The following is a 22,505-nucleotide window of genomic DNA, read 5'->3' on the forward strand; positions in this document are numbered from 1 at the left end:
TTGAAGAGGCAAAAAAAGAGTATGAAATAGTTATAAATTCAAATGCTCATCCACTGTTAAATGCTACACATGAAGAAGCAAAAGAAGAAGCAAGGCAACTTTTGCAAAATTTAAAGTGAGGTGCTTACGTGTTAAAAAAGATATCTATTCCAAAAGACGTATTTGTCGTTGAAGTGTTTGGGCAATACGATAATAGACTGAGATACTTGAAAAAGAAATTCGGACTTGAAATTAGTTTAAGAGGAAATGATATTTTTATTCGAGGTGATGACGAAAAGAAAATTGAAATTGTAGAAAGTATAATAAAAGAGATGATTAATATTACACGTGATGGTCATTTGTTAGATAAGCATGAATTTGAATACCTTGTTTCTGAAAAAGAAGAGGAAACTCAAGAAGAAGCTCTTTCAAATGTTGTTACAAAAACTATTGCTCGAGGCAGGGTAAAACCAAAAACAAAGGGGCAAAAGGCCTATATTGATGCGGTAGAAAAAAATGATATAGTATTTGTAATTGGACCTGCTGGGACTGGAAAGACGTACCTCGCCTCTGCACTTGCTGTAGATTATTTAAGAAGCGGGAAAGTTAGTAGAATAATATTAACACGCCCCGCAGTCGAAGCAGGGGAAAAGCTTGGTTTTTTACCAGGTGATCTTTCTGAAAAAGTTGATCCTTATCTAAGACCACTATTTGATTCATTAATGGATATGTTGCCACTCGAAAAGTTTATATCTTATAGAGAAAAAAATATAATAGAAATCGCACCTCTTGCATATATGAGAGGCAGAACTTTAAATAATGCATTTATAATACTTGATGAAGCTCAGAATACAACTTATGAACAAATGAAAATGTTTCTAACAAGAATTGGCTTTAATTCAAAGGCGATTATAACGGGAGACATAACACAGATTGATATTAAAGAAAATTCAGGACTTGTAATGGCAGAAAAAATTCTTAAAGGAATTGAAGGTATTGGTTTTGTCTATCTTAGCGAAGCAGACGTTGTTAGACATCCTCTTGTAAAAAAAATAATAAAAGCTTATGAAGTTTATGAAAAAGGGGTAAAAGAGTGAAAAAAATACCGTTAAAAAACTTTGATGGTGTAATTGTTTCTTTTATTACTGTTGCTTTATTAAATTTTTTTGATTTTAATATTATAAAAGCAATTTACGAACTTATTTTTTTAATTATTATTTGGTATTTAGTAATAGAAAAAGTGTTTGAAGAAGTCTTTTATTTTAAATTACACAAAATATACAAAAATACTTTTTATTTCCTTTTTATTTTTGGAGTATTTATAACTTATATTTCAATTAAGCGCTTTGATTTAACACTTTCTCCTTTTCTAATATCTTCTTTGCTTCTAACGCTATTAACTTCTTATATAGTTGGGTTTTCAGCAGGAATACTGCAAAGTATTTTAATAGCTTTCCATATAAATGATTTTTATAGCGCTATATACATGATATCTCAAATATTATTAATGAACTATTTGATAAGGAATATAAACAGAAGAATAGAGATTGCTAAATCTGCCGTTTTCACCTCTTTGCTATCGTTTGCATTACTTCTTGATCAAATCCCTCTAAAACCTTTATATTTAAATATCTACGACATTTCCTATGGAGTTCTAAATCCTTTCATTTCAACTATAATAATACTTGGTACACTACCATATATAGAATATTTTACAAGAATATACTCGAATATCGGGCTTTCAGAACTTGCAAACATGAATCATCCACTTTTAAAAAGACTGTCTCTTCAAGCACCTGGAACATATTATCACAGTATTATGGTAGCAACCCTTGCTGAAGCAGCAGCAGAAAGGATTGGTGCTAATTCAACTTTTGCACGTGTTGCCTCATATTTTCATGACATAGGTAAAATGATAAGGCCTTATTTCTTTGTAGAAAATATTCCAGACAATCAAGAAAATCCTCATGATAGCATAAGTCCTTTCTTAAGTCATCTTATTCTAGAAGACCATGTTAAATCAGGTATAGAATTAGCAAGAAAATATAGACTTCCTCTAACGATAGAATTTATAATACCGCAGCATCACGGTACAAGAGTACAAAAATATTTTTATCATAAAGCAAAAGAACTTGAAGAAAATGTATCTGAAGATTCATTTAGATATCCTGGTCCAAAACCTCAATTCAAAGAAGCTGGAATAATAATGCTTGCCGATAGTGTTGAAGCTGCATTAAAGAGTTTAAATTCTTCAAATTATCAGAGAATAAAAGACTTGGTAGAAAATATTGTTTCATCTATTTACAACGAAAGGCAATTAGATGAATCTGGGTTAAATCTAAAAGAATTGGAATTGATAATAGATGAATTTATAAAAGTTATTGTAAACATAACAAAAGCAAGAATAGAGTATCCTAAAGAAGAGATAAAAAAGGTGGTGCAGGCAAATGGTGACAACAAACAAACAAATTGAAGAAGGATACTTAAAATATATGGATGAAATTCTAAAAACCGAGATTGGCAAAGATGTTAATGTAAATTTAGTCTTTATTGATAAAGGAGAAATTGAAAGATTAAACAACCAGTATAGAAATATAAATGCTCCAACGGATGTACTAACTTTTGTATACGGAGATGATGATTTATATGCAGAAATATTCGTATGTGAAGATGTTATAAAAGAAAATGCCGAGAAATTTTATAATACCTTTGAAAAGGAATTACTTACAGTTTTAATACACGCAGCATTGCATGTAGCAGGCTATGACCATGAATATGATACAACCAATGCAAAAGAAATGTTTCAAAAACAAGAAGAGTACTTAAAAAAATATGATGTGGATAACAATTAGAATTATTTTGCTAGGTTTTGAAAGAATATTTGGAAAAATCTTAACTAAAAATTCTTCCCCAATTATATCTGCATGGGGATTTTTCGGTTTTTCAACTTTAATGTTTTTGCCTTTTATAAACTATCTCAGTTTTGATATAATAAAAGTATCTTTAATAAGTGGAACGATCTATTCTTTTTCTTTTTTCTTATATATGTATGCACTATCAAAAGAAGATGTTTCAGTTGTTGCACCACTTTATAATATTAACGCTATATTTTTAATTTTCATTAGCTTTTTGTTTTTAAGTGAAAAAATTACCATACAAAAAATTGTTGGTAGCATTTTAATGATATACGGTGTTTCATATCTAAAAAAAGAAAAATCAATCTCAAGTTCATACAAAAATATATTAAAAAGTAAAGGCGCACTTGCTATGATTATTTCTTCCCTACTCATGGCCATAGGTAGAGTCGTCGATGGGTTTCTTACCACATCATTTAACAAACTTGGCTATTCCCTTGGAGTTTATTTAATAATTACGATATACTTTTTTACTGTAAGCCTTTTATCACATAAAAATGTAAAGGTACATATAGACTATACAAAGAAAAATATAATATATCTATTATTAGGTGGTTTTTGTAATGCATATGCATATTTTGCGCTGCTCATGGCTTTCAAATACATGGATGTTAGCATTGCAGAACCTGTATCAATGATTTCAGCATTAGTTTCTGTACTATTTTCTTACATTTTCTTTAAAGAAAAAATTAAAGTGAGAATATTTGGGACAATTTTACTAATCTCAGGGGCATTTGTAATATACCTTTAGGAGGTGAAAATTATACTTACTCCCGTTGTAAACGCAATAGCAGTTGTCATAGGAAGTTTAATTGGAATGATCTTAAAAAAAGGATTTCCGGAAAATATTAGAAAAATTCTATTTTTCGCAGTAGGACTAAGTACAATCGGTATGGCAATAAATATGATAATAAAGGCCAATAACTTTTTAATAGTGTTAGGCTCTATGGCTATTGGTGGAATAATAGGAGAGTTAATAAATATAGAAGGTAAACTAAAAAAAATTGGTGATAGTATTAAAGAAGGGGATTTTTCAACAGGTTTTGTAGCATCTTCTATTCTTTTTTTAGTAGGGCCACTGACAATTGTCGGATCAATTACCGCAGGACTTACTAAAGATGGTTCTTTGATTTATATGAAATCACTACTTGATGGAATTTCTTCAATAGTTCTCTCATCAATATACGGACTTGGGGTTATGTTATCTGCTATTTCGGTATTATTGGTTCAAGGTACTATAGTGCTTCTTTCTTCAAAACTTTCTTTTTTGACAAATCCTTTGTATTTAAATGATTTAGTTGCAGTAGGTGGAGTAATGGTACTTGGTATAGGATTAAAGATACTTGATATAAAGGATACAAAAGTTGGAAATTTTCTTCCAGCACTTTTTATATCACCAATATTAAGTTTTTTAACTAGCTTATTTTAGGGGGGAAATTATGAAAATAAACATAGTTGGAATTGGAAAGGTAACTACTGCTATTTTATTCAATTTAAAAGATAAAGTAGATATTGGGTACATAGTTTCAAGGGACTTAAACAAGGCAAAAAAACTTTCTGATGAACTTGGAAAAGGCATTCCAGTAACATACAATGACAATTTTAAATTTGAAGATATAGTACTTGTAGGTTTAAACGACTCAACTTTACCAGATTCTGTTGACCTAATTAAAAATTTTGTTTCTGAAGGTAACACTGTAATCCATTTTAGCGGATTCCATCCCTCAACAATATTTCCAAAAGAGTGGAATCCAGCATCGATGCATCCTAATTGCCCTGTTTTAGGTAAAGAAACAAGTTTTAAAGATATTGTATTTGGAATTGAGGGAAATACAAAAATTACAAAAGAAATAGTAAACTTACTTGGTGGAAAATATTTTGAAATACCTTCTGAGTCAAAAGTTCTCTATCATCTTTCTGCTGTTTTAATGAGCAACTTTCCACTTGCACTTGTATATCTTGCAGAAAAATTTTATAAAAACGCAAATTTACCACATGAAATGTTCCTTGAAGTTATGGAAAGTCTTCTAAAAACAACAATTGAAAATGTTAAAAAAAATGGGACCTTAAACTCTATAACTGGTCCCATTTACAGAGAGGATGTTGATATTGTAAACGTTGAAATGGAAATATTTTGTAGTACTTTTCCTGAGTTATGCAATCTTTTTGATGGATTTATTCAGATCATACTCTCAATGAAAGAAGAAAAGGAATCTGAAAGTTCTTGAAGTCTTTTTTCAGCATATTCTCTATTATCTGAGTGAACCATAACATAAGCTTTTAGTTTTGGTTCAGTTCCAGATGGTCTAACAAAAATAGATGCATCTTCAAATTCTAACTTTATAGTTTCATTAGGTTCAATATCTTTGTATCCCTTTGAATAATCTACTATATTAGCATCAAATGGGATATTCCCTGCTTTAATTTTTTCATAAAGTTTTTTTGCAATTGAAAGTTCTTTGAATTTAAAATTCAACAATTTTTCAAAATAATATCCATATTTTTCATACAAATGATTCAATCTTTCAATTAAATCATAGTGTTTTGCAACAGATGCAATCAAAGCAGAACCTATTACTGCATCTTTGTCTCGTGCTATATCACCTGTAAGATATCCACAACTTTCCTCAAAACCAAATAAAAATTTATATCTACTTTTTTCTGCAAGATCTCCAATAAATTTAAACCCTGTTGGAGTTTCAAATAGCTTTACTCCTTTTTCATCACACATTGGCTTTACCATATTAGTAGTAACAATAGTTTTTACAATCATGGATGATTCATCTGCATCTTTTAATAAATAATCTGCTATTAAAACTCCTACTTGATTTCCCGTAAGTCTTTTACCTTTCCAAACAACACCCACTCTATCACAATCTGGATCAGTAGCTATTGCTAAATCTGCACCGTACTGTTTTTGATATTTATATAACAACACCAACGCTTCATCATCCTCTGGGTTTGGTGTAGTAACCGTTGGAAAGTTACCATCTGGAACCATTTGTTCTTCTACTTTAATAACTTCTGCTCCCAATTTTTCTAAAACTTTAACTACAGGGAATGCACCTGTACCATGAAGAGGAGTATAAAGTACCTTAAGACCACTCAAATCTGTAGAAATTAATTCTACTACTTTATCAATATAAACATTTAAAATATTATCTCCAACAAATTCATAATTTTCTGATAAATTTATTGGTAAATTCCAAGCGTTTTCTACATACCTTGATAATACATTAGTTACACTTGGTACTGCCTGAACTCCGTTTGAAGTATAAACTTTGTAACCATTATATTCTGGTGGATTATGACTTGCTGTAATTACAACTCCCATGTCATATTTTAGATATCTAACTGCAAACGATAAAACAGGTGTTGGTACAGGTCTATCAAAAATTTTAACTTCGTGATTATCCGCAGAAAAAACTTGAGCTGCTAATTCTGCAAATTTTCTTGAATTGTTTCGAGTATCGTATGCTATTATAACTTTGTTAAGATTATTATCTTTCATGTAATTTGAAACACCCTTACTTGCAACCATAACAGTTTTCTCATCAAATTCTCCCTCTCTCATAACTCCACGTATTCCACCAGTACCAAACAATATCACTATCTTCTCCCCCTTTCGTTATTCTATTTATTTATTATACATTATACATGACTACTTTCAAATAACAACTTTCCATATGTGCGATATCAATATTAAACTTGTTACATTAAAGTTACCTTTTTTTCACACAAAAAATAGCAATTTGGTTATATAATATGTTCCGTATCATAGACACATTTTGTTCAGTATTATAGACATCACATGGGGTGGGATATTGAAATTAGGTAAAAAAATAAAGACTTTACGCATTGCAAGGGGGTACACGCAAGAAGAGCTAGCAGACAGATGTGATCTTTCAAGGAGCTTTATTTCTCAACTCGAAAATGATCAAGTATCACCTTCAATAGACACTTTAGAAAGGATTTTAAGAGTTTTAGGTAGCGATTTAAAAACTTTCTTTTCTACAGATAAAAGACAAGAAAAGATAGTTTTTAAAGCAAGCGAAAGAGTTCCAATGTACCTGGATGAATACGGAATAAAAGGATATATACTCATGGACAATATCGAAGATAAATCGATTGACCCGAAACTTATTGAACTAGCACCAGGTGCTGAGACAGAAGAAGAAGATCCACATGAAGGCGATGAATTTGGATACGTAATAAGTGGAAAGTTGGAATTAATTTTGGATGGAAAAGTATATAAAGTAAATCAAGGTGATTGTTTTTACTACTGTTCAGATAGGAAACATAAAATAAGAAATCCATATGAAAAGAGCGTAAAATTTCTCTGGATAGATATTGAATAAAAAATCTTTAAAAGGGGAGGGATTGTTATGAAAAGCTTAGGAAGACATATCATAGCAGAATTTTATGACTGTGACAAGGAAATTCTTGACAATGTTGAAAAAATTGAGCAATCAATGAAAAATGCAGCGTATGAAACTGGTGCTACGCTAGTTAACTCCTCATTCCATAGATTCCTCCCTTACGGAGTAAGTGGAGTAGTAGTTATATCAGAATCTCATTTAACAATCCATACATGGCCTGAATACGGTTACGCCGCTGTAGATTTGTTTACATGTGGAGATGATGTAGATCCATGGAAGGCTTTTACATATCTAAAAGAAGTTTTGAAATCTCAAAGAGTACATGTTGTAGAACATTTAAGGGGGAAATACGACGAAATAGGAATTCCAGAAAATTCCCCACATAAAATGGAGGTGTAAGTATGTCTGAAAAAAAAATAAATGATGGAATGCAATATGGCTTTGTACCTAATAGACATCTCTGGTACTTTGAATATTACACTCCAGGTAATTGTGGTATTTTCATGAAAATGAATAAACATCTTTATAGTGCACAAAGTAAATATCAAAGAATAGATATTTTCGAAACGGATTTCTTTGGTAGAGTCTTTTCATTAGATGGAATTACAATGACTACAGAAAAGGATGACTTTTTCTACCACGAAATGCTAGTTCATGTACCAATGTTCATGCATCCAAACCCAAAAAAGGTATTAGTAATTGGTGGCGGTGACGGTGGAAGTGTAAGAGAAGTATTGAAACACAAAAGTGTAGAAAAAGTTATAATGTGTGAAATTGACGAAATGGTTGTCGAAGCAGCAAAAAAATATCTTCCTGTCACAGCTTCAAAATTGGATGACCCAAGGGTAGAACTTGTCTTTGAAGATGGTTCTCAATTTGTAAGGAATTTTAAAAATGAATTTGATGTAATTATAATTGATTCAACAGATCCAACAGCAGGTGAAGGAGGGCACCTATTTACTGAAGATTTTTACAAAGCATGTTTTGATGCTCTCAAGGAAAATGGTACTTTTTCTGCTGAATCAGAAGATTGGTTATATGATGGTGCATGGTTAAGACTTGCATATTCTAGAATAAAGAAAGTATTCCCTGTTACAAAACTATACCTTGGATTTATGCCAACTTATCCAAGTGGTATGTGGGGTTACACATTTGCATCAAAAGGAGTTGATCCTATTAAAGATTTTGATCCTGAAAAAGTTAAGAACTTTGGCGAAGAATTAAAATATTACAACGAAGAAATTCATAAAGCTGCATTTGCCTTGCCAACTTTCTTAAAAAAGGAATTAGAGAATTTATAATGTATAAATCAATTTAATAATTTGTTGGATGGACAAGTCGTCCATCCATTTTTATTGAAAAAATATAGTGAAGGAGGTTGAAAAAATGAAAAAATTTTGGATTACTTTAATATTAATTGCCGTCGTCGTAGTTGTTACATTTGTTGCTATTCCTAAAAAGAAAGTACTTTACATATACAACTGGGAAGAATATATTCCAGAAGAGGTAATTAAATCTTTTGAAGAAAAATACAATTGTAAAGTGGTTTACGATTCTTTTGCTTCGAATGAAGAAATGTATGCAAAAATCAAAGCTGGTGGTGGGGGATACGATATAGTTTTCCCATCGGGAGATCACGTATCAATAATGAAAAAAGAAGGTTTGTTATTAAAATTAGATCTTTCAAAAATACCTAATTTTAAATATCTAGACAAAGAAATCCTTTCAAAAACAATTTATGATCCAAATCACGAATATAGCGTACCATACATGCTAGGATCAACAGGAATTGCTGTTAACAAAAAATATGTTAAAGATTATGAACATTCATGGGCTATATTTGAAGATGAAAGATTGAAAGGAAAAATGACACTTCTTGACGATATGAGAGAAGTATTTGGTGGAGCATTAAAATATCTAGGGTATTCTGTTAATACAACAAATCCTAAAGAAATAGAAGAAGCAAAACAATTGATACTTAAATGGAAAAAAAATATTGTAAAATTTGATGCATCTTCATATGCAAATGGAATAGTGAATGGTGAATACTGGGTAGTTCATGGATACGGTGAAGATATATTCCAGAGAGTTCCAGAAGGTGAAGAAGATAATTTTGATTTCTTTATTCCAAAAGAAGGTGGAACTTTATGGATCGATAACATGGTTATACTCAAAGATGCAAAAAATGTTGACCTTGCATACAAATTTATAAATCACATTCTTGATCCTAAAAATGCTGCAATAATTGCCGAATTTTTAGGACTTCCTTCACCAAATACAGAAGCAAGAAAATATATTACAAGTGAACCTATTTATACTTTAGAAGATCTCAAAAACTGTGAATTTATAAATGATTTAGGCGATGCAATAGAATTATATAACAAAGCATGGCAAGAAATAATTATGTAAATAAGGTGAAAAAGAATGATAGGAAGTCACGTATCAATTAAAGGTATTAATAAATGGTTTGGAGATTTTCAAGTATTAAAAAATGTTAACCTTGAAGTCAAGAAGGGAGAATTTTTCTCCCTTCTTGGTCCTTCAGGTTGTGGTAAAACAACTCTTTTGAGAATAATAGCAGGTCTTGAAAACGCTGATGAAGGAGATATAAAATTTGACAATGTTTCTATTCTTTCTATACCTCCTCATAAAAGACCTGTAAATACAATTTTCCAAAACTATGCACTCTTTCCACATTTAAACGTATTTGAAAATATTGCCTTTTCACTGAGGTTAAAAAAATATTCAGAAAATGAAATTAAAGAAAAAGTTGAAAAATTACTAAATTTAATTAGATTGGAAGAACATGCATATAAAAAACCTAACCAACTCTCAGGTGGTCAAAGACAAAGAGTAGCCATTGCAAGAGCTCTTGCAAATGAACCAAAAGTTCTCTTACTTGACGAACCTGTAAGTGCACTTGATGCTAAACTTAGACAGGAATTATTGATTGAGCTTGACAATCTTCACGATCAAGTTGGAATAACTTTCATATATGTAACTCACGATCAGGCAGAAGCAATAAGCATTTCTGACCATGTTGCTGTAATGAATGAAGGAAAAATAGTGCAATATGGTACACCATATGAAATTTATGAAAGTCCCGCCGATAAATTTGTTGCAACATTTATTGGTGAGACAAACTTAATGAAAGCTATTGTTTTAGAAATTAATGAAGAATTGCTAAAGATCGAAGCACCCGGTATAGGAGAATTCTATTGTTATAAAGATAAAGAAGTAAAGGAAAAAAATCAAATACTTCTCACCTTACGGCCTGAAAAGATTAAAATTTCTAAAAAGCCTTTAACCGGTAAAAATGTATTTCACGGAATTATTGAAGAAGAAATTTACATGGGATATCAAACAAGATACTTTGTAAAACTTGACAATGGTTTTATTTTAAGAGTATACAAACAACATGTAAATTATCTTCTCGATGAACCTATTTTGACTTGGAAAGACGAAGTATTTGTTAGCTGGGATCCAAACGACAGTTTTATTGTTGAGGTGAACTAATTGTGAAATACGTTTCTGGGTACAGTATATGGTTAGTTCTTTTTTTCATAGTTCCCGTTTTAATAGTCCTCAGCTTTAGTTTTATGGAAAAATCCACATATGGCGGTGTGGAATTCTCCTTTTCTTTAGAAGGTTATAAGTCACTTTTTTCCATAGGCTACTTAAAAATTTTATGGCGAAGCATATGGATCTCACTTGTTGCAACCTTACTAACAATTTTATTAGCACTTCCTGTTGCATACTACATTGCAAATAGTAAAATAAAAGACTTATTACTTTTACTAGTTGTAATCCCATTTTGGACAAATTCACTAATAAGAATCTATGCATGGATATTTGTTTTAGGAAATAACGGTATCATTAATCAACTTTTAAGAAAAATAGGGTTAGTAAATGACTACATACAGTTTCTTTATAATCCTTATGCAGTAATTCTAGTTATAGTCTATACTTATTTGCCGTATGCAATTATTCCACTTTTTGCTTCTATAGATAGGCTTGAAAAATCTATATTGGAAGCTGCTTTTGACCTAGGTTGCAACAAAACTAAGGCTTTTTTCAAGGTTTTAATTCCTAATATTAAGAGTGGACTTATTACTGCTACCTTATTTGTTTTCATACCCGCTCTTGGCTCTTATGCCATTCCAGATCTTGTTGGAGGAGTAAACTCAAAAATGATAGGAAATGAAATTGTACGGCAGCTAACTGTAGCAAAAAATTGGCCTGCAGCCTCTGCAATCTCTTCTATATTAACTCTTGCAACACTAATTGGCGTATTACTATTTGTAAAATCCACTCAAAAGGAAGTGCATACATGAAACCTGGAGCACTATCAAAAACAATTACAATTTTTACTTTTGTATTCTTCTATGTACCAATCTTTATAGTTATTCTATTTTCTTTTAACAACTCTAAGTCTCCAATATGGACAGGTTTTAGCTTGCACTGGTATAAAGAACTCTTCTTTGATTCGTACGATGTATGGAGAGCATTTTTTAATTCTATATTAGTTGCTGTTAGCTCAAGTTTAGTAGCAACGGCTCTTGGAACTTTAGCTGCAATTGGACTTTATTGGGAAAAGTTTAGAGGTAAAAATACAATTTGGATTATTTCTTATCTTCCTCTAATAATTCCAGATATAATAATAGGTGTTTCTCTACTTATATTTTTTGTTATGATAAAGATTCGTCTTAGTTTGCTTACAATCTTTATTGCACATACTACTTTTTCTCTTTCATATGCTATGATGATTGTTTATTCAAGACTTCAAGACTTTGAATACAGCATTGTTGAAGCTGCATACGATTTGGGAGCTACAAAAAGTGTTGCATTGTATAAAGTAATAATTCCTGTGGCATTCCCTGGAATTTTAGCAGCATTTTTCATGTCTTTTACTTTGTCGATTGACGATTTTGTTATAACATTCTTTGTTGCAGGGCCTGGTTCTACAACATTACCTCTTAAAATATATTCAATGATAAGATTTGGAATTTCACCAACAATTAACGCTATATCTACATTGCTCCTTGTTGGAACAATTGCAATTAGTCTAACAATGAAAAAATACTTAAAGTATATTTTCTAACTTAAATAAATCAATCAATACATCCCCATATTTTTTTGAAGATAGCACCTCCAAATAATCAGGAGGTGTTAATTTTTCTTTTTTAGAATGCTCAACAATAAGAATGCTATCTTCTTTTAGCACATTACCAACAAAGTTTAGTAATTCATTAACTATTCCAAGGTTAAAAGGTGGATCCATAAATACAATGTCAAATTTCTCCTTTGCACTTTTTAAAAATATCCTCGCATCTTTTTTTATTACTTTTATATTATCTTTCACATTTAAATTTTTTGCATTTTTTTCAATTGTCTTTATAGATCTTATTGAAACATCCACAAAAAATACATTGCTTGCTCCATTACTCAAAAATTCAAACCCCACCACTCCACTACCTGCACAAAGTTCAAGAACTTTTTTTCCTTTTAAATCAAGCATACTTACAAGCGCCAACCTTACTTTCCCTGGAGTGTACCTTGTATTTGCATTTGGAACCAGTTCAATTTTTCTACCTTTTAATTCTCCGGATTCAATATATAACAAGCAAATCACCCCTTTGCACTTATATATTTTATCAAAATTATTATTGTATTAATTTGACTTATCTGTTTCATTTTTTGTATAATAATAGTTGTCTTGTTACAAAAAGGTATTTTTTATTACACTTTCATAAAGGAGGGGGTCGTTTTATGAAGCGTTTGTTCGATTCGTAACTATTTTGTTATCATTATTTTTGTTTGCTGAAACAGTAGTTAACTATGCATTACTAGAAGATATCACCACCACAAATATTTGGAACTTACTTGGATCAGGTTCATCAGCTTGGAATTTTTATATCCAACTCTGGAAATATCCATCACTCCTTGGAATGAATAAAGATGGAATGTTAATCCCATCCGCAGCAGCTGAAATCCCAGAAATTGTTGAAGAAAATGGAATGTATACAGTAACTGTAAAACTAAGAAAAGACTTAAGATGGAGCGACGGCTCACCATTTACCGCAGACGATGTTGTTTTCACATACAATACCATACAAGAAATGCAATTTCCTGGAGGAAACTGGACCGGTGCATATGAACCTAAGAAAGTTGAAAAAATAGATCCATGGACAGTAAAATTCTACTTTGAAGAAAAGAAAACAATGACAATTTACTACGACACACTTATGACAGCTATCGTCTCCAAAAACTTTTGGCAACCATATGTAGAAAAAGCAAAAGAACAAGAAAATCCTGTTAATTGGCTATTAAGCCAAGAAGTAGTAGATCCAGGAATCACTGCATTAAATCTTGGAAAAATCGAAAAAGGTGCATTCGTTGAAGTAAAAAGAGAAGTTGATAAAGATTTCTACTGGGCTCAAGGTGAAAAAAGTATTTTCTATGAAAATGGAGGATTTGTCATTGAAAATCCAAATTCTGGTTATAAATGGACAAGTGTAAATCCATCTCCAGAAGGCAATGTAAAACTGACCGTTGAAAATGGACCTTACGTAGATAAAATAATCTACAGGATCTATGGAAATAAGTCAGTGGCACTTCAAGCACTCCAAAAAGGTGATGTTGATTTTGTTTTAAATCCAAATGGATTAACATCAGGTGAATTTGAATCACTAAAAGGTGTACCAGGCATAAAACTTACAGTTAATCCTTCACTAGGCTTTAGATATTTAGCATTTAACTTAAGAAAATTCCCATTCAATATTAAAGAATTCAGACAAGCAATCGCAGCATTAATAGATAGGGATTATATCTGTAATAGGGTATTGCAAGGAAAAGCAATTCCACTTGCAACTCCTGTTCCACCTGCAAATACATTCTGGTATAACTCTGACGTCAAAACAATAGGCGAGGGACTTTCAAGAGGAGAAAGATATCAACTTGCAATAGAACTTTTGAAAAAAGCTGGATTTAGCTGGGATCAAGAACCAATTCTTGATTTAAATAACACTGCAAACCCAGTAGTCAAAAAAGGTAAAGGCTTGAAGGGGCCAGATGGAAATTATGTTCCAGATCTTGAACTTCTCTCTCCATCAGGAGAATACGATCCTATGAGAGCAACCACTGCTATTTACATAGAACAATGGGCAAAAGATTTAGGAATTCCAATTGACGTAAAACTTACAGACTTTAATGAAATAGTTACAAGGGCATTTGATGAAGTTGATTTCGATATGTACATGTTAGGTTGGGGTATAGGAAGAGTTCCAACATATTTCAAGAGTTTCTGGGCATCAGATCAAATGGCACCAGAAGGATTCAATACTCCAGGATACAACAATCCAGAATTTGATGCTCTTGTTGAAGAATTTGAAATGGCAGACAGCTTTGATGAAGCAGTTGAAGCTATTAAGGCTGCACAAGAACTTCTTGCAGAAGATCTTCCTTACATTATCCTCTTTACAACTCCAATATATGAAGCATACAGAGATAGCATAGCATTCCCATACACAGACATTCTTGATGGTATTCAAAATTACAATGGATTCCCAGAAAATGTTATGAAAGTAAAATAATTTCTTGCCCCCTCGTTCGAGGGGGGCTATTTTAACAAAAAGGAGAGGTGAAAATGAAGACAAAACTTTCGATACAGCTTACAGTAGGAATATTGTTCATAATTACGTTGTTTTTTTCATCTAAAATTGCTTTTGGATTAATTCTTCCACTTTTAGGAGTTATAATCACTGCATCTAACACAAAAAAAATCCATCACTATGTATTTTTAATTATTACCTTAGTTCTTTACTTTTCAGCCTTTTTTAATATCAAGTATTTATTCATTTTCAGTCCAAGATTCAATTATTTACTTTCAATAGTATTGTACTTATTTTCACTTCCACTACCTGGACTATTCAAATTTATTAGAAATAGACTGTATCAAATGCTAATATTACTCATTATATATGTTACCGTTGTTTTCTTTATATTCCTTGCTATGCCCGGAGATTACACTTCGAAATTTTTGGACCCAAAAATAATGAAACAACCTGAAATGATGGAAAAAATAAAAAGATTATTTGGTGTTGATGACCCGTGGTATGTAAAATATGCAAAACATATGAGAAATTTCTTTAATCTTGAACTTGGAATTTCTTTTTCTGAATATCCGAAAAGAGTCGAAGATATAATTGCAGAAAGACTTCCAAGAACAGTTTTTCTATTTTTAATGACAACTTTATCTTCATATATTTTGGGATACAATCTTGGAAAAAGAATAGCTTGGAAAAGGGGAGGTATTTCAGATAAAGTCGCAACATTTGTTGGAATTGTATTTTGGACAATATTTACACCATTCTTTATGTTAATTATGATATGGTTATTTGGTGTCGTATTAGGTATTTTCCCATTAAGCGGTTTTATAGAACCATCAAAATGGCTAAATGTAAGCTTCTCAACTCAAGATGTATTTATACGATTATTGCTAAGTGCTTTTGTTTTAGTAGCATTCTGGGTAGTTGGTATAATCGTTGCTTCATTCATGAAAACGAAAAAAGCTAAAAATATATCAGTACTTTCTATATCGCTTTCGGGAATTATATTAGTAGTATTATATTGGTTCTTTAATGGATATGGCTATTATGCACTCGATATTATATACCACGTTGTTCTTCCGGTTATATCTCTTACCATTCTTGGTTTTGCAGGAAGCATGTTAGTGATGAGGGATACAATGCTTGAAATTATAAAGGAAGATTATATTACAACTGCAAAAGCAAAAGGCCTTCCAGACAAAATTGTAAGAGACAAGCATGCAGCAAGAACCGCACTTTTACCACTCGTTACAAGCTTTGTATTATCTCTCGCCTCAACAGTAAGTGGTGGTGTTATCACTGAAACTATGTTTTCTTGGAAGGGTATGGGACTTACTCTCTTAAATGCAACACTTGTTCAAGATACCCCACTTGCTATGGGCTGCCTTACCTTTACAGGCGTGTTTATTTTAGTTGCTCATTTGGTAGCCGATATTTTATACGCAATCCTAGATCCTAGAATCAGATATTGAAGGGGTGAAGCAAATGGCAAATGAATCAATCACCAAAATAAAAATAAAATTATTTTTGAAGAATTTTAAAAAGAATTGGGAACTATTTAAAGAAAATAAAATGGGAGTTTTTGGTTTAAGCATTATTATAATATTTGGGCTTTTTGCAATTTCCTACCCAATTGCCTGGCAATTTGTTGACCATAGTATATATAATCCAGTTACTGGGACAGATCCTAGAATACATGATATATCATACATTTCAAAATACATGTCACCACAAAATGTTATAAAAGGAATAGAAATTCCTCCATCAATAATATTTACATATTCTTTCTTGGATCAAGGGGAAGAATTTAAAAAACAGATAGAACAAAAAATAGATCAGGCACAAAGAAAATTCGTAAATTTAGATTATGCACAAGCTTTTAGGCATGTACTTGATTCAATTGTTGATAATTACTTTCCAATGAAAGAAAGAATAAGATTTCAAACACAAGTAAATCAATTAGCTGAACATGATCTAATAACAATAAAACCTATTGCACAAGTTATCGAAATAGGTGACAGAAAAAAATTCTCACTAACTTCATTTAAAAAATTGCTTGAGAATATAGATATAGCAACTCTGGCAAGTGCATTATCACCTTATAAGGACGAAAAAGAAATTTCAACTATTTCACTATGGATTAAAATTGCTTCCGGAAAGGATAAAAGAGAACTCTTTATAGAACTACTCAACAAAGAATATTCTAATGAAGAGATCAAAGAAGCACAAAATAAAATTTACAAAGCTATTTCTACACTTGCAAAAGAAAACATAATCGATGTTCAAGTATCCGTTTCAAATCAATCTGATCTTGAATCAACAATAGAATTTGAAAAAATCCCCACATTTGATCTTGCTAAAGCAACTGTATTCAATACTTTAGTTGATATTCTTACATTATCAAAAATTAACAATAATTATGATGAAACAATTAAAATGCTTAAAAGTTCAAAATATGAAAACCTATTAGATTTTGCAATTTCAAAAATTCCTGACCTCAGTGTTACAGAAAATAAAGAATCAAATAAAAACAGAATAACAAAATATTTTGAAGAACTTTCAAAAGAATTTTCAAAATTAGGCTTAGAATTTAATTTAAAAGAACCAGCAAAACTTCTTGATAATCTTTCTGGGATAAACCTTGCGATTATAACCTTTGATCTTTCGCCAAGTATTAAAGCAAAATTAGAAGATAATCTTTTTGATTATCCACAAATACTTGAAAGCTTTAGGAAAAAACAAGAAAATCTATTTAAAATTGTTGCAAATTCAAGAGCCTACATGTTATCAGTTGTAAGTAAAATAACCAATATTCAATTAAACAGTATCGATATTCCAAAAATATATTTGTCATTAGACTTTACAAAACTTATTCCTGCATTGGATGACCCAATGATAAACCTTCTAGCACTTGCAACTTATAACGCAAAACACTTTGATCTTATAGTTGAAAATTTAGAAAGTGCTGGTGATGCTAATTATAGAAGAATAGATATTGTTGAAAAATTAAAGAATCATTCACCTGTAACAAACCATATAAAGTTATTAACCAATAGTGAAGATAAGATAATATCAAAAACTATTCTTTCACAAATCATAAAAGAATATACAAATAATCTATCTGAAAATAGTAGGAAATACTGGGAAGAAAAATATTCAGATATTTTGACTTCAAGCAATGACTTAAAAGAAGCATTGAATTATCTAAATCAACCGCTTAATTTATCTGAAAAAGAAGCAAAAGAGCTAGTTGTAAGCATTTATAACGATCTTGCTCTTGCATCCAAATTAGGCATACAACATCCTTTACCACCAAACAGATGGCATATACTTGGTACAGATCCAGGTGGTAGAGATATATTCATGCAACTTTGGAGAAGTACCCCAAGTGAATTTATGCTCGGTTTCTTGGCAGCAATCATTACCGTAACTATAGGTACCATTATTGGAACAATTGCTGCTTATTATGGCGGTCTTATAGATACTTTTTTCATGAGACTTGCAGATTTAATGTTGTTATTCCCCGGTATCGCATTCTTAATAGTACTTTCAGGATTTTTCAAACTTAATCTTTTCTGGTTAGCTCTTATTCTAGGTCTTTTAGGTGGTTTTGGAGGAATTACATTGGTCATAAAAGCTCAGGCACTTACAATTAAAGTAAAACCTTACATAGAAGCTGCAAAAGTTGCCGGAGCTTCAAACAGATATATTATCTTTAACCATATAATTCCTAATGTTATGCCTCTTTCTTTTCTATACATGATGTTTAATGTCACAGGAGCAGTTTTTTCAGAAGCTTCTTTAAGCTTCTTGGGACTTCTAAGAATAAGAATTAGTTGGGGTATTATGATAAATACTGCTTGGACTTCTGGTTATCTTTCATCTGGTAATATAGGTTCATACTGGTGGTTATGGGTTCCAGCCGGTTTAATAATCACAATATTCTGTTCAGGATTTTATTTCTTGGGTAGAGGTCTGGAAGAAATTGTAAATCCAAGACTTAGAAAGAGGTGATTTACGTGGCATTATTAGAAGTTAAAGATTTAAAAATGCACTATAAAACAAAAATGGGATATGTAAAAGCGGTTGATGGAATCAGTTTTACTTTAGATAGAGGAGAAAGTTTAGGAATAGTTGGTGAATCTGGTTGTGGAAAAACTTCCGTTTCTATGACAATGTTAAGACTCCTTCCAGAAAATGGAGAATTCAGAGGTGGTAATGTCTTCTTTGAAGATGATAACGGAAAAAAGGTAGACTTAGTTTCTTTACCAGAAAATGAAATGAGAAAATATAGATGGAAAGGTCTTGCGATGGTTTTTCAAGCTGCAATGAATTCATTAAACCCTGTATACAAAGTAGGCGATCAAATTGTTGAAGCTATATTAACACATTATCCAGAAAAAACAATAGATGAAGCCAAAGAAAAAGTAGCAGAATTGTTTGAACTGGTAGGTCTTGATCCAAAAAGAATGGAACAATATCCACATCAATATAGTGGTGGAATGAAGCAAAGAGCAGTAATTGCACTTGCCTTATCTTGTGATCCAAAAGTAATAATTGCAGATGAACCAACAACTGCATTGGACGTTATCGTACAAGATAAAATATTGAAAGAAATGAAAAAAATTCAAGAAAAACTTAATATGGCAATGATTTATATTTCTCATGATATAGCCGTAATTGCCGAAGTTAGTGATAAAATAGCCGTTATGTATGCAGGAAAATTTGTAGAGCTTGCAGATTCAATTACAATTTTTAAAAATCCAATGCACCCTTACACTTTCTTATTGATGAACGCATTTCCAAGTACTATTGGAGAAAAGAAAAAACTTCTAACTATTCCAGGAGAACCCCCAAACCTTTTAAATCCTCCAAAAGGATGTAGATTTGCTCCAAGATGTCCCTTTGCAACGGAAAAATGTAAAGAAGAAGAACCAGAGTACAGGGAAATTGAAGAAGGTCATTATGTTGCATGTTGGTATCCATTAACAAAAGAGGTGAGAGATAATGCAAAAAACAATCTATAAAACTGATACAATTTTAAAAATTGAGAATTTAAAAAAGTATTTTGCTGCAGATAGAGGCCTTTTTTCTCGTGTAAAACATTATGTTCATGCAGTTGATGATGTATCTTTTGAAATAAAAAGAGGAAAATCACTTGGGCTTGTTGGTGAATCCGGATGTGGAAAAACTACAACTGGAAAAGTTATAGTTGGTCTTGAAAAACCAACCGACGGAAAAGTCTATATTGATGGAAAAGAAATTAGTGAATATGAATCAAAGCTTGAATATCATAAAAAGGTACAAATGATTTTCCAGGATCCGTATGAATCACTAAATCCAAGAATGACTATTTTTGAATTATTGCTGAACCACTTAACATTCACAACATTGGAAACTTAAAAGAAAGAGAAGAAAAAGTTTTAAAATTGCTTCAAGATGTTGGCCTTACACCACCTTCAAGTTTTCTATGGAGATATCCACATGAGCTCTCAGGAGGACAAAGGCAAAGAGTAGCAATAGCTAGGGCTTTGGTACTTAACCCAACATTTATAGTAGCAGATGAACCAACTTCAATGCTTGACGTGTCTGTTAGGACAGGAGTTATGAACCTTTTAATGGAGCTGCAAGAAAAATACAACATGAGCTATTTGTATATCACTCACGATTTTGCAGTGGCAAGATACATGTGTGATAAAATTGCTGTAATGTATCTAGGAAAAATATTAGAATATGCTGAAACAGAAGAGTTACTCTTTAATCCAATGCATCCATATACAAGAGCACTCCTTACAGCAGTGCCAGTACCTGATCCAGAACATAAAAAAGATGAACCAAATATAATTGGTAGCGTTAGCAAACCAATAAATCCACCTCCTCGCTGTAGATTCTACGATAGATGTCCATTCAGGACGGAAAAATGTAAAAATGAACCACACCCTCAATTAAAAGATATAGGGAACAACCATTATGTTGCATGCTACTTGGTACAAGAAGGAAAAATATAAAGTTTACAAGGTCCTAGTTAAAAACTAGGACCTTTTTTTGATTATAAAAAAGCATAAAAAAGGATTCAAGTGATATGAATAACTCATTATTTTATTTTAGCTTTTTTTAAAATTGAAAGCCATATTCCCATATGTTAAAATGATTTTGAAAAAAATTACAAAGGGGGTAGAAAAATGGTAGTAAGACCATTTAGAGGATTAAGACCAAGAAAAGATATGATAGATAAAGTTGCTGCAAAACCATACGACGTAGTTTCAACTGAAGAAGCCAGAAAAGAAGCTGAAAGAAATCCTTATACATTTTACAAAGTTACAAGACCAGAAATAAACTTTGATGGAGAAGTCGACACACACTCAGATGAAGTAATACTAAAAGGTAAAGAAGTTTTAGAAAACTTTCAAAAAGAAGGAGTTATGATTCTTGAAGACAAACCAGCTATATATGTTTATAAAGAAGAATGGAAAGGATATTCACAGATAGGTATATATGCAACCTTCTCAACTCAAGAATACAGAGAAGGAAAGATCAAAAAACATGAACTTACTAGAAAAGATAAAGAAGACGAAAGAGCAAGACACGTTAAATTAATGCAAGCTCATACTGGACCAGTATTTCTAATGTACCGTTCAAGACCAGAAATTGATCAATTAATCATTAAACACACTACAAAAGAGCCAGAATATGATTACACCGATGAAAGTGGAATACACCACACTTTATGGGTAGTAAAAGACGAAAATGAAATAAAAGAAATCGTTGATGCTTTCAAAAGTGTAGATGCTTTCTATATAGCAGATGGTCACCACAGAGCTGCAGCTGCTGCAAGAGCTGCTGAAGAACTTGCAAAAGAAAATCCAAATCACACCGGAGAAGAAGAATACAACTTCTTCCTAGCCGTATTATTTCCACACAGCCAACTTCACATTCTTGACTATAACAGAGTAGTTAAAGATTTAAACGGAAATTCCAAAGAAGAATTTTTAAAGAAAATTTCAGCAAAATTTGATATCGAAGATGCTCCAAACTCTCCATTCAAGCCTGAAAAGAAACATGAATTTGGAATGTATCTAGATGGAAAATGGTACAAGCTAAGTGCAAAGGAAGGAACATTTGATAAAAATGATGTAGTATCTTCCTTAGATGTCGCCATCTTGCAAAATAATCTTTTAAATCCAATTCTTGGAATTGAAAATCCAAGAACTGATAAAAGAATTAATTTCGTTGGGGGTATTAAAGGAGTTGAAGAGCTCCAAAGACTTGTTGACAGTGGAGAATATACAGTTGCATTTGCTCTTTATCCAACATCGATAGAAGAACTGCTTCAAGTAGCTGATGAAGGAAAAATAATGCCACCAAAATCAACGTGGTTTGAACCAAAACTAAAGAGTGGTATAATAGTTCATCTTATGTAAACAAAATGGAGCGCAAAATGCGCTCCATTTTTTACTCTACACAAAAAATGCTGTCAATCCAGAAAGTCCAAATAAAATTCCGCTCAAAATCAAAAATCTTATCCCTAATTTATTACTTTCTTTTGTCTTTTTCTCATTTTCTCTTCTCATCGCTCTAAGTCCTATCTCAAAAAATATTATTGAAATTAAAAAAACAATTGTTGC

At 31.6% G+C, this 22,505-nt stretch carries 20 protein-coding genes and 1 pseudogene; 19 read left to right on the plus strand and 2 right to left on the minus strand.

Annotated features, from left to right (window positions below; translation table 11 throughout):
• The first annotated feature begins 128 nt into the window (after positions 1 to 128).
• From JG780_RS06290 to JG780_RS06315, 6 genes are read left to right on the plus strand one after another with little or no spacing between them, the layout of a single operon-like run.
• Positions 129 to 1,076: a PhoH family protein gene (locus tag JG780_RS06290; protein ID WP_004101818.1), complete on the plus strand. Its 948-nt coding sequence runs from the start codon at positions 129 to 131 to the stop codon at positions 1,074 to 1,076.
• A complete protein-coding gene (locus tag JG780_RS06295) occupies positions 1,073 to 2,452 on the plus strand; it encodes an HDIG domain-containing metalloprotein (protein WP_004101816.1) in 1,380 nt (459 codons plus the stop codon). Before JG780_RS06290 ends, JG780_RS06295 begins: the two co-directional genes overlap by 4 nt.
• Complete coding sequence (gene ybeY, locus JG780_RS06300; protein WP_004101813.1) at positions 2,427 to 2,831, plus strand: rRNA maturation RNase YbeY; 405 nt, start codon at positions 2,427 to 2,429, stop codon at positions 2,829 to 2,831. The genes JG780_RS06295 and ybeY overlap by 26 nt, the downstream gene beginning before the upstream one ends.
• Positions 2,812 to 3,645: a DMT family transporter gene (locus JG780_RS06305; protein WP_114702640.1), complete on the plus strand. Its 834-nt coding sequence runs from the start codon at positions 2,812 to 2,814 to the stop codon at positions 3,643 to 3,645. The genes ybeY and JG780_RS06305 overlap by 20 nt, the downstream gene beginning before the upstream one ends.
• A 3-nt stretch (positions 3,646 to 3,648) precedes the next feature.
• On the plus strand, positions 3,649 to 4,323 hold the full coding sequence (locus JG780_RS06310) for a DUF554 domain-containing protein (RefSeq protein ID WP_287569614.1): 675 nt from the start codon (positions 3,649 to 3,651) through the stop codon (positions 4,321 to 4,323).
• A 10-nt stretch (positions 4,324 to 4,333) separates the two neighbouring features.
• Positions 4,334 to 5,122, plus strand: coding sequence for a Rossmann-like and DUF2520 domain-containing protein (locus JG780_RS06315; RefSeq protein WP_012580209.1), 789 nt, complete (start codon positions 4,334 to 4,336; stop codon positions 5,120 to 5,122).
• On the opposite strand, the gene JG780_RS06320 is transcribed toward JG780_RS06315, so the two are convergent.
• Positions 5,074 to 6,504, minus strand: a complete 1,431-nt coding sequence (locus JG780_RS06320) for a phospho-sugar mutase (RefSeq protein WP_287569616.1) — start codon at positions 6,502 to 6,504, stop codon at positions 5,074 to 5,076. The two genes, JG780_RS06315 and JG780_RS06320, sit on opposite strands and share 49 nt — an antisense overlap.
• A 214-nt stretch (positions 6,505 to 6,718) precedes the next feature.
• Between JG780_RS06320 and JG780_RS06325 the strand changes: the two genes are divergently transcribed.
• The 7 genes from JG780_RS06325 to JG780_RS06355 all read left to right on the plus strand — a co-directional run bounded on the left by JG780_RS06325 (position 6,719) and on the right by JG780_RS06355 (position 12,374).
• Positions 6,719 to 7,252 (plus strand): cupin domain-containing protein, encoded by a 534-nt coding sequence (locus JG780_RS06325; protein WP_004101799.1) that lies wholly within the window; start codon positions 6,719 to 6,721, stop codon positions 7,250 to 7,252.
• 27 nt (positions 7,253 to 7,279) lie between these two features.
• The gene (speD, locus tag JG780_RS06330; protein ID WP_004101797.1) at positions 7,280 to 7,672 is read left to right on the plus strand and encodes an adenosylmethionine decarboxylase; all 393 of its coding nucleotides are present in this window, start codon (positions 7,280 to 7,282) and stop codon (positions 7,670 to 7,672) included.
• Positions 7,673 to 7,674: 2 nt separating this feature from the next.
• The gene (speE, locus tag JG780_RS06335) at positions 7,675 to 8,574 is read left to right on the plus strand and encodes a polyamine aminopropyltransferase (protein WP_287569620.1); all 900 of its coding nucleotides are present in this window, start codon (positions 7,675 to 7,677) and stop codon (positions 8,572 to 8,574) included.
• Between the two features lie 85 nt (positions 8,575 to 8,659).
• Positions 8,660 to 9,682 carry an extracellular solute-binding protein gene (locus JG780_RS06340; protein ID WP_004101794.1) on the plus strand — a complete coding sequence of 341 codons (1,023 nt, stop codon included), beginning with the start codon at positions 8,660 to 8,662 and terminating at the stop codon, positions 9,680 to 9,682.
• A gap of 15 nt (positions 9,683 to 9,697) precedes the next feature.
• Positions 9,698 to 10,789: an ABC transporter ATP-binding protein gene (locus tag JG780_RS06345; protein ID WP_004101792.1), complete on the plus strand. Its 1,092-nt coding sequence runs from the start codon at positions 9,698 to 9,700 to the stop codon at positions 10,787 to 10,789.
• A gap of 2 nt (positions 10,790 to 10,791) precedes the next feature.
• Positions 10,792 to 11,607: an ABC transporter permease gene (locus tag JG780_RS06350; RefSeq protein WP_012580205.1), complete on the plus strand. Its 816-nt coding sequence runs from the start codon at positions 10,792 to 10,794 to the stop codon at positions 11,605 to 11,607.
• On the plus strand, positions 11,604 to 12,374 hold the full coding sequence (locus JG780_RS06355; RefSeq protein WP_004101788.1) for an ABC transporter permease: 771 nt from the start codon (positions 11,604 to 11,606) through the stop codon (positions 12,372 to 12,374). The genes JG780_RS06350 and JG780_RS06355 overlap by 4 nt, the downstream gene beginning before the upstream one ends.
• On the opposite strand, the gene rsmD is transcribed toward JG780_RS06355, so the two are convergent.
• Positions 12,357 to 12,896 (minus strand): 16S rRNA (guanine(966)-N(2))-methyltransferase RsmD, encoded by a 540-nt coding sequence (gene rsmD / locus JG780_RS06360; protein ID WP_463274143.1) that lies wholly within the window; start codon positions 12,894 to 12,896, stop codon positions 12,357 to 12,359. The two genes, JG780_RS06355 and rsmD, sit on opposite strands and share 18 nt — an antisense overlap.
• A 190-nt stretch (positions 12,897 to 13,086) precedes the next feature.
• On the opposite strand from rsmD, the gene JG780_RS06365 reads away from it, so the two are divergent.
• The 6 genes and pseudogenes from JG780_RS06365 (at position 13,087) to JG780_RS06390 (ending at position 22,301) form a co-directional block, all read left to right on the plus strand.
• On the plus strand, positions 13,087 to 14,865 hold the full coding sequence (locus JG780_RS06365; RefSeq protein WP_287569627.1) for an ABC transporter substrate-binding protein: 1,779 nt from the start codon (positions 13,087 to 13,089) through the stop codon (positions 14,863 to 14,865).
• 53 nt (positions 14,866 to 14,918) lie between these two features.
• The gene (locus JG780_RS06370; RefSeq protein ID WP_287569628.1) at positions 14,919 to 16,352 is read left to right on the plus strand and encodes an ABC transporter permease; all 1,434 of its coding nucleotides are present in this window, start codon (positions 14,919 to 14,921) and stop codon (positions 16,350 to 16,352) included.
• A 13-nt stretch (positions 16,353 to 16,365) separates the two neighbouring features.
• A complete protein-coding gene (locus JG780_RS06375; RefSeq protein WP_287569630.1) occupies positions 16,366 to 18,894 on the plus strand; it encodes an ABC transporter permease in 2,529 nt (842 codons plus the stop codon).
• 5 nt (positions 18,895 to 18,899) lie between these two features.
• Positions 18,900 to 19,907, plus strand: a complete 1,008-nt coding sequence (locus tag JG780_RS06380; protein ID WP_012580202.1) for an ABC transporter ATP-binding protein — start codon at positions 18,900 to 18,902, stop codon at positions 19,905 to 19,907.
• A pseudogene (locus JG780_RS06385) lies at positions 19,888 to 20,888 on the plus strand (ABC transporter ATP-binding protein). Before JG780_RS06380 ends, JG780_RS06385 begins: the two are co-directional and overlap by 20 nt.
• A gap of 174 nt (positions 20,889 to 21,062) precedes the next feature.
• On the plus strand, positions 21,063 to 22,301 hold the full coding sequence (locus JG780_RS06390; protein WP_004101776.1) for a DUF1015 domain-containing protein: 1,239 nt from the start codon (positions 21,063 to 21,065) through the stop codon (positions 22,299 to 22,301).
• The last annotated feature ends 204 nt before the right edge of the window (positions 22,302 to 22,505 follow it).

Source organism: Thermosipho sp. (in: thermotogales) (assembly GCF_020054775.1).
GTDB classification, from domain to species: Bacteria; Thermotogota; Thermotogae; order Thermotogales; family Fervidobacteriaceae; genus Thermosipho; species Thermosipho africanus.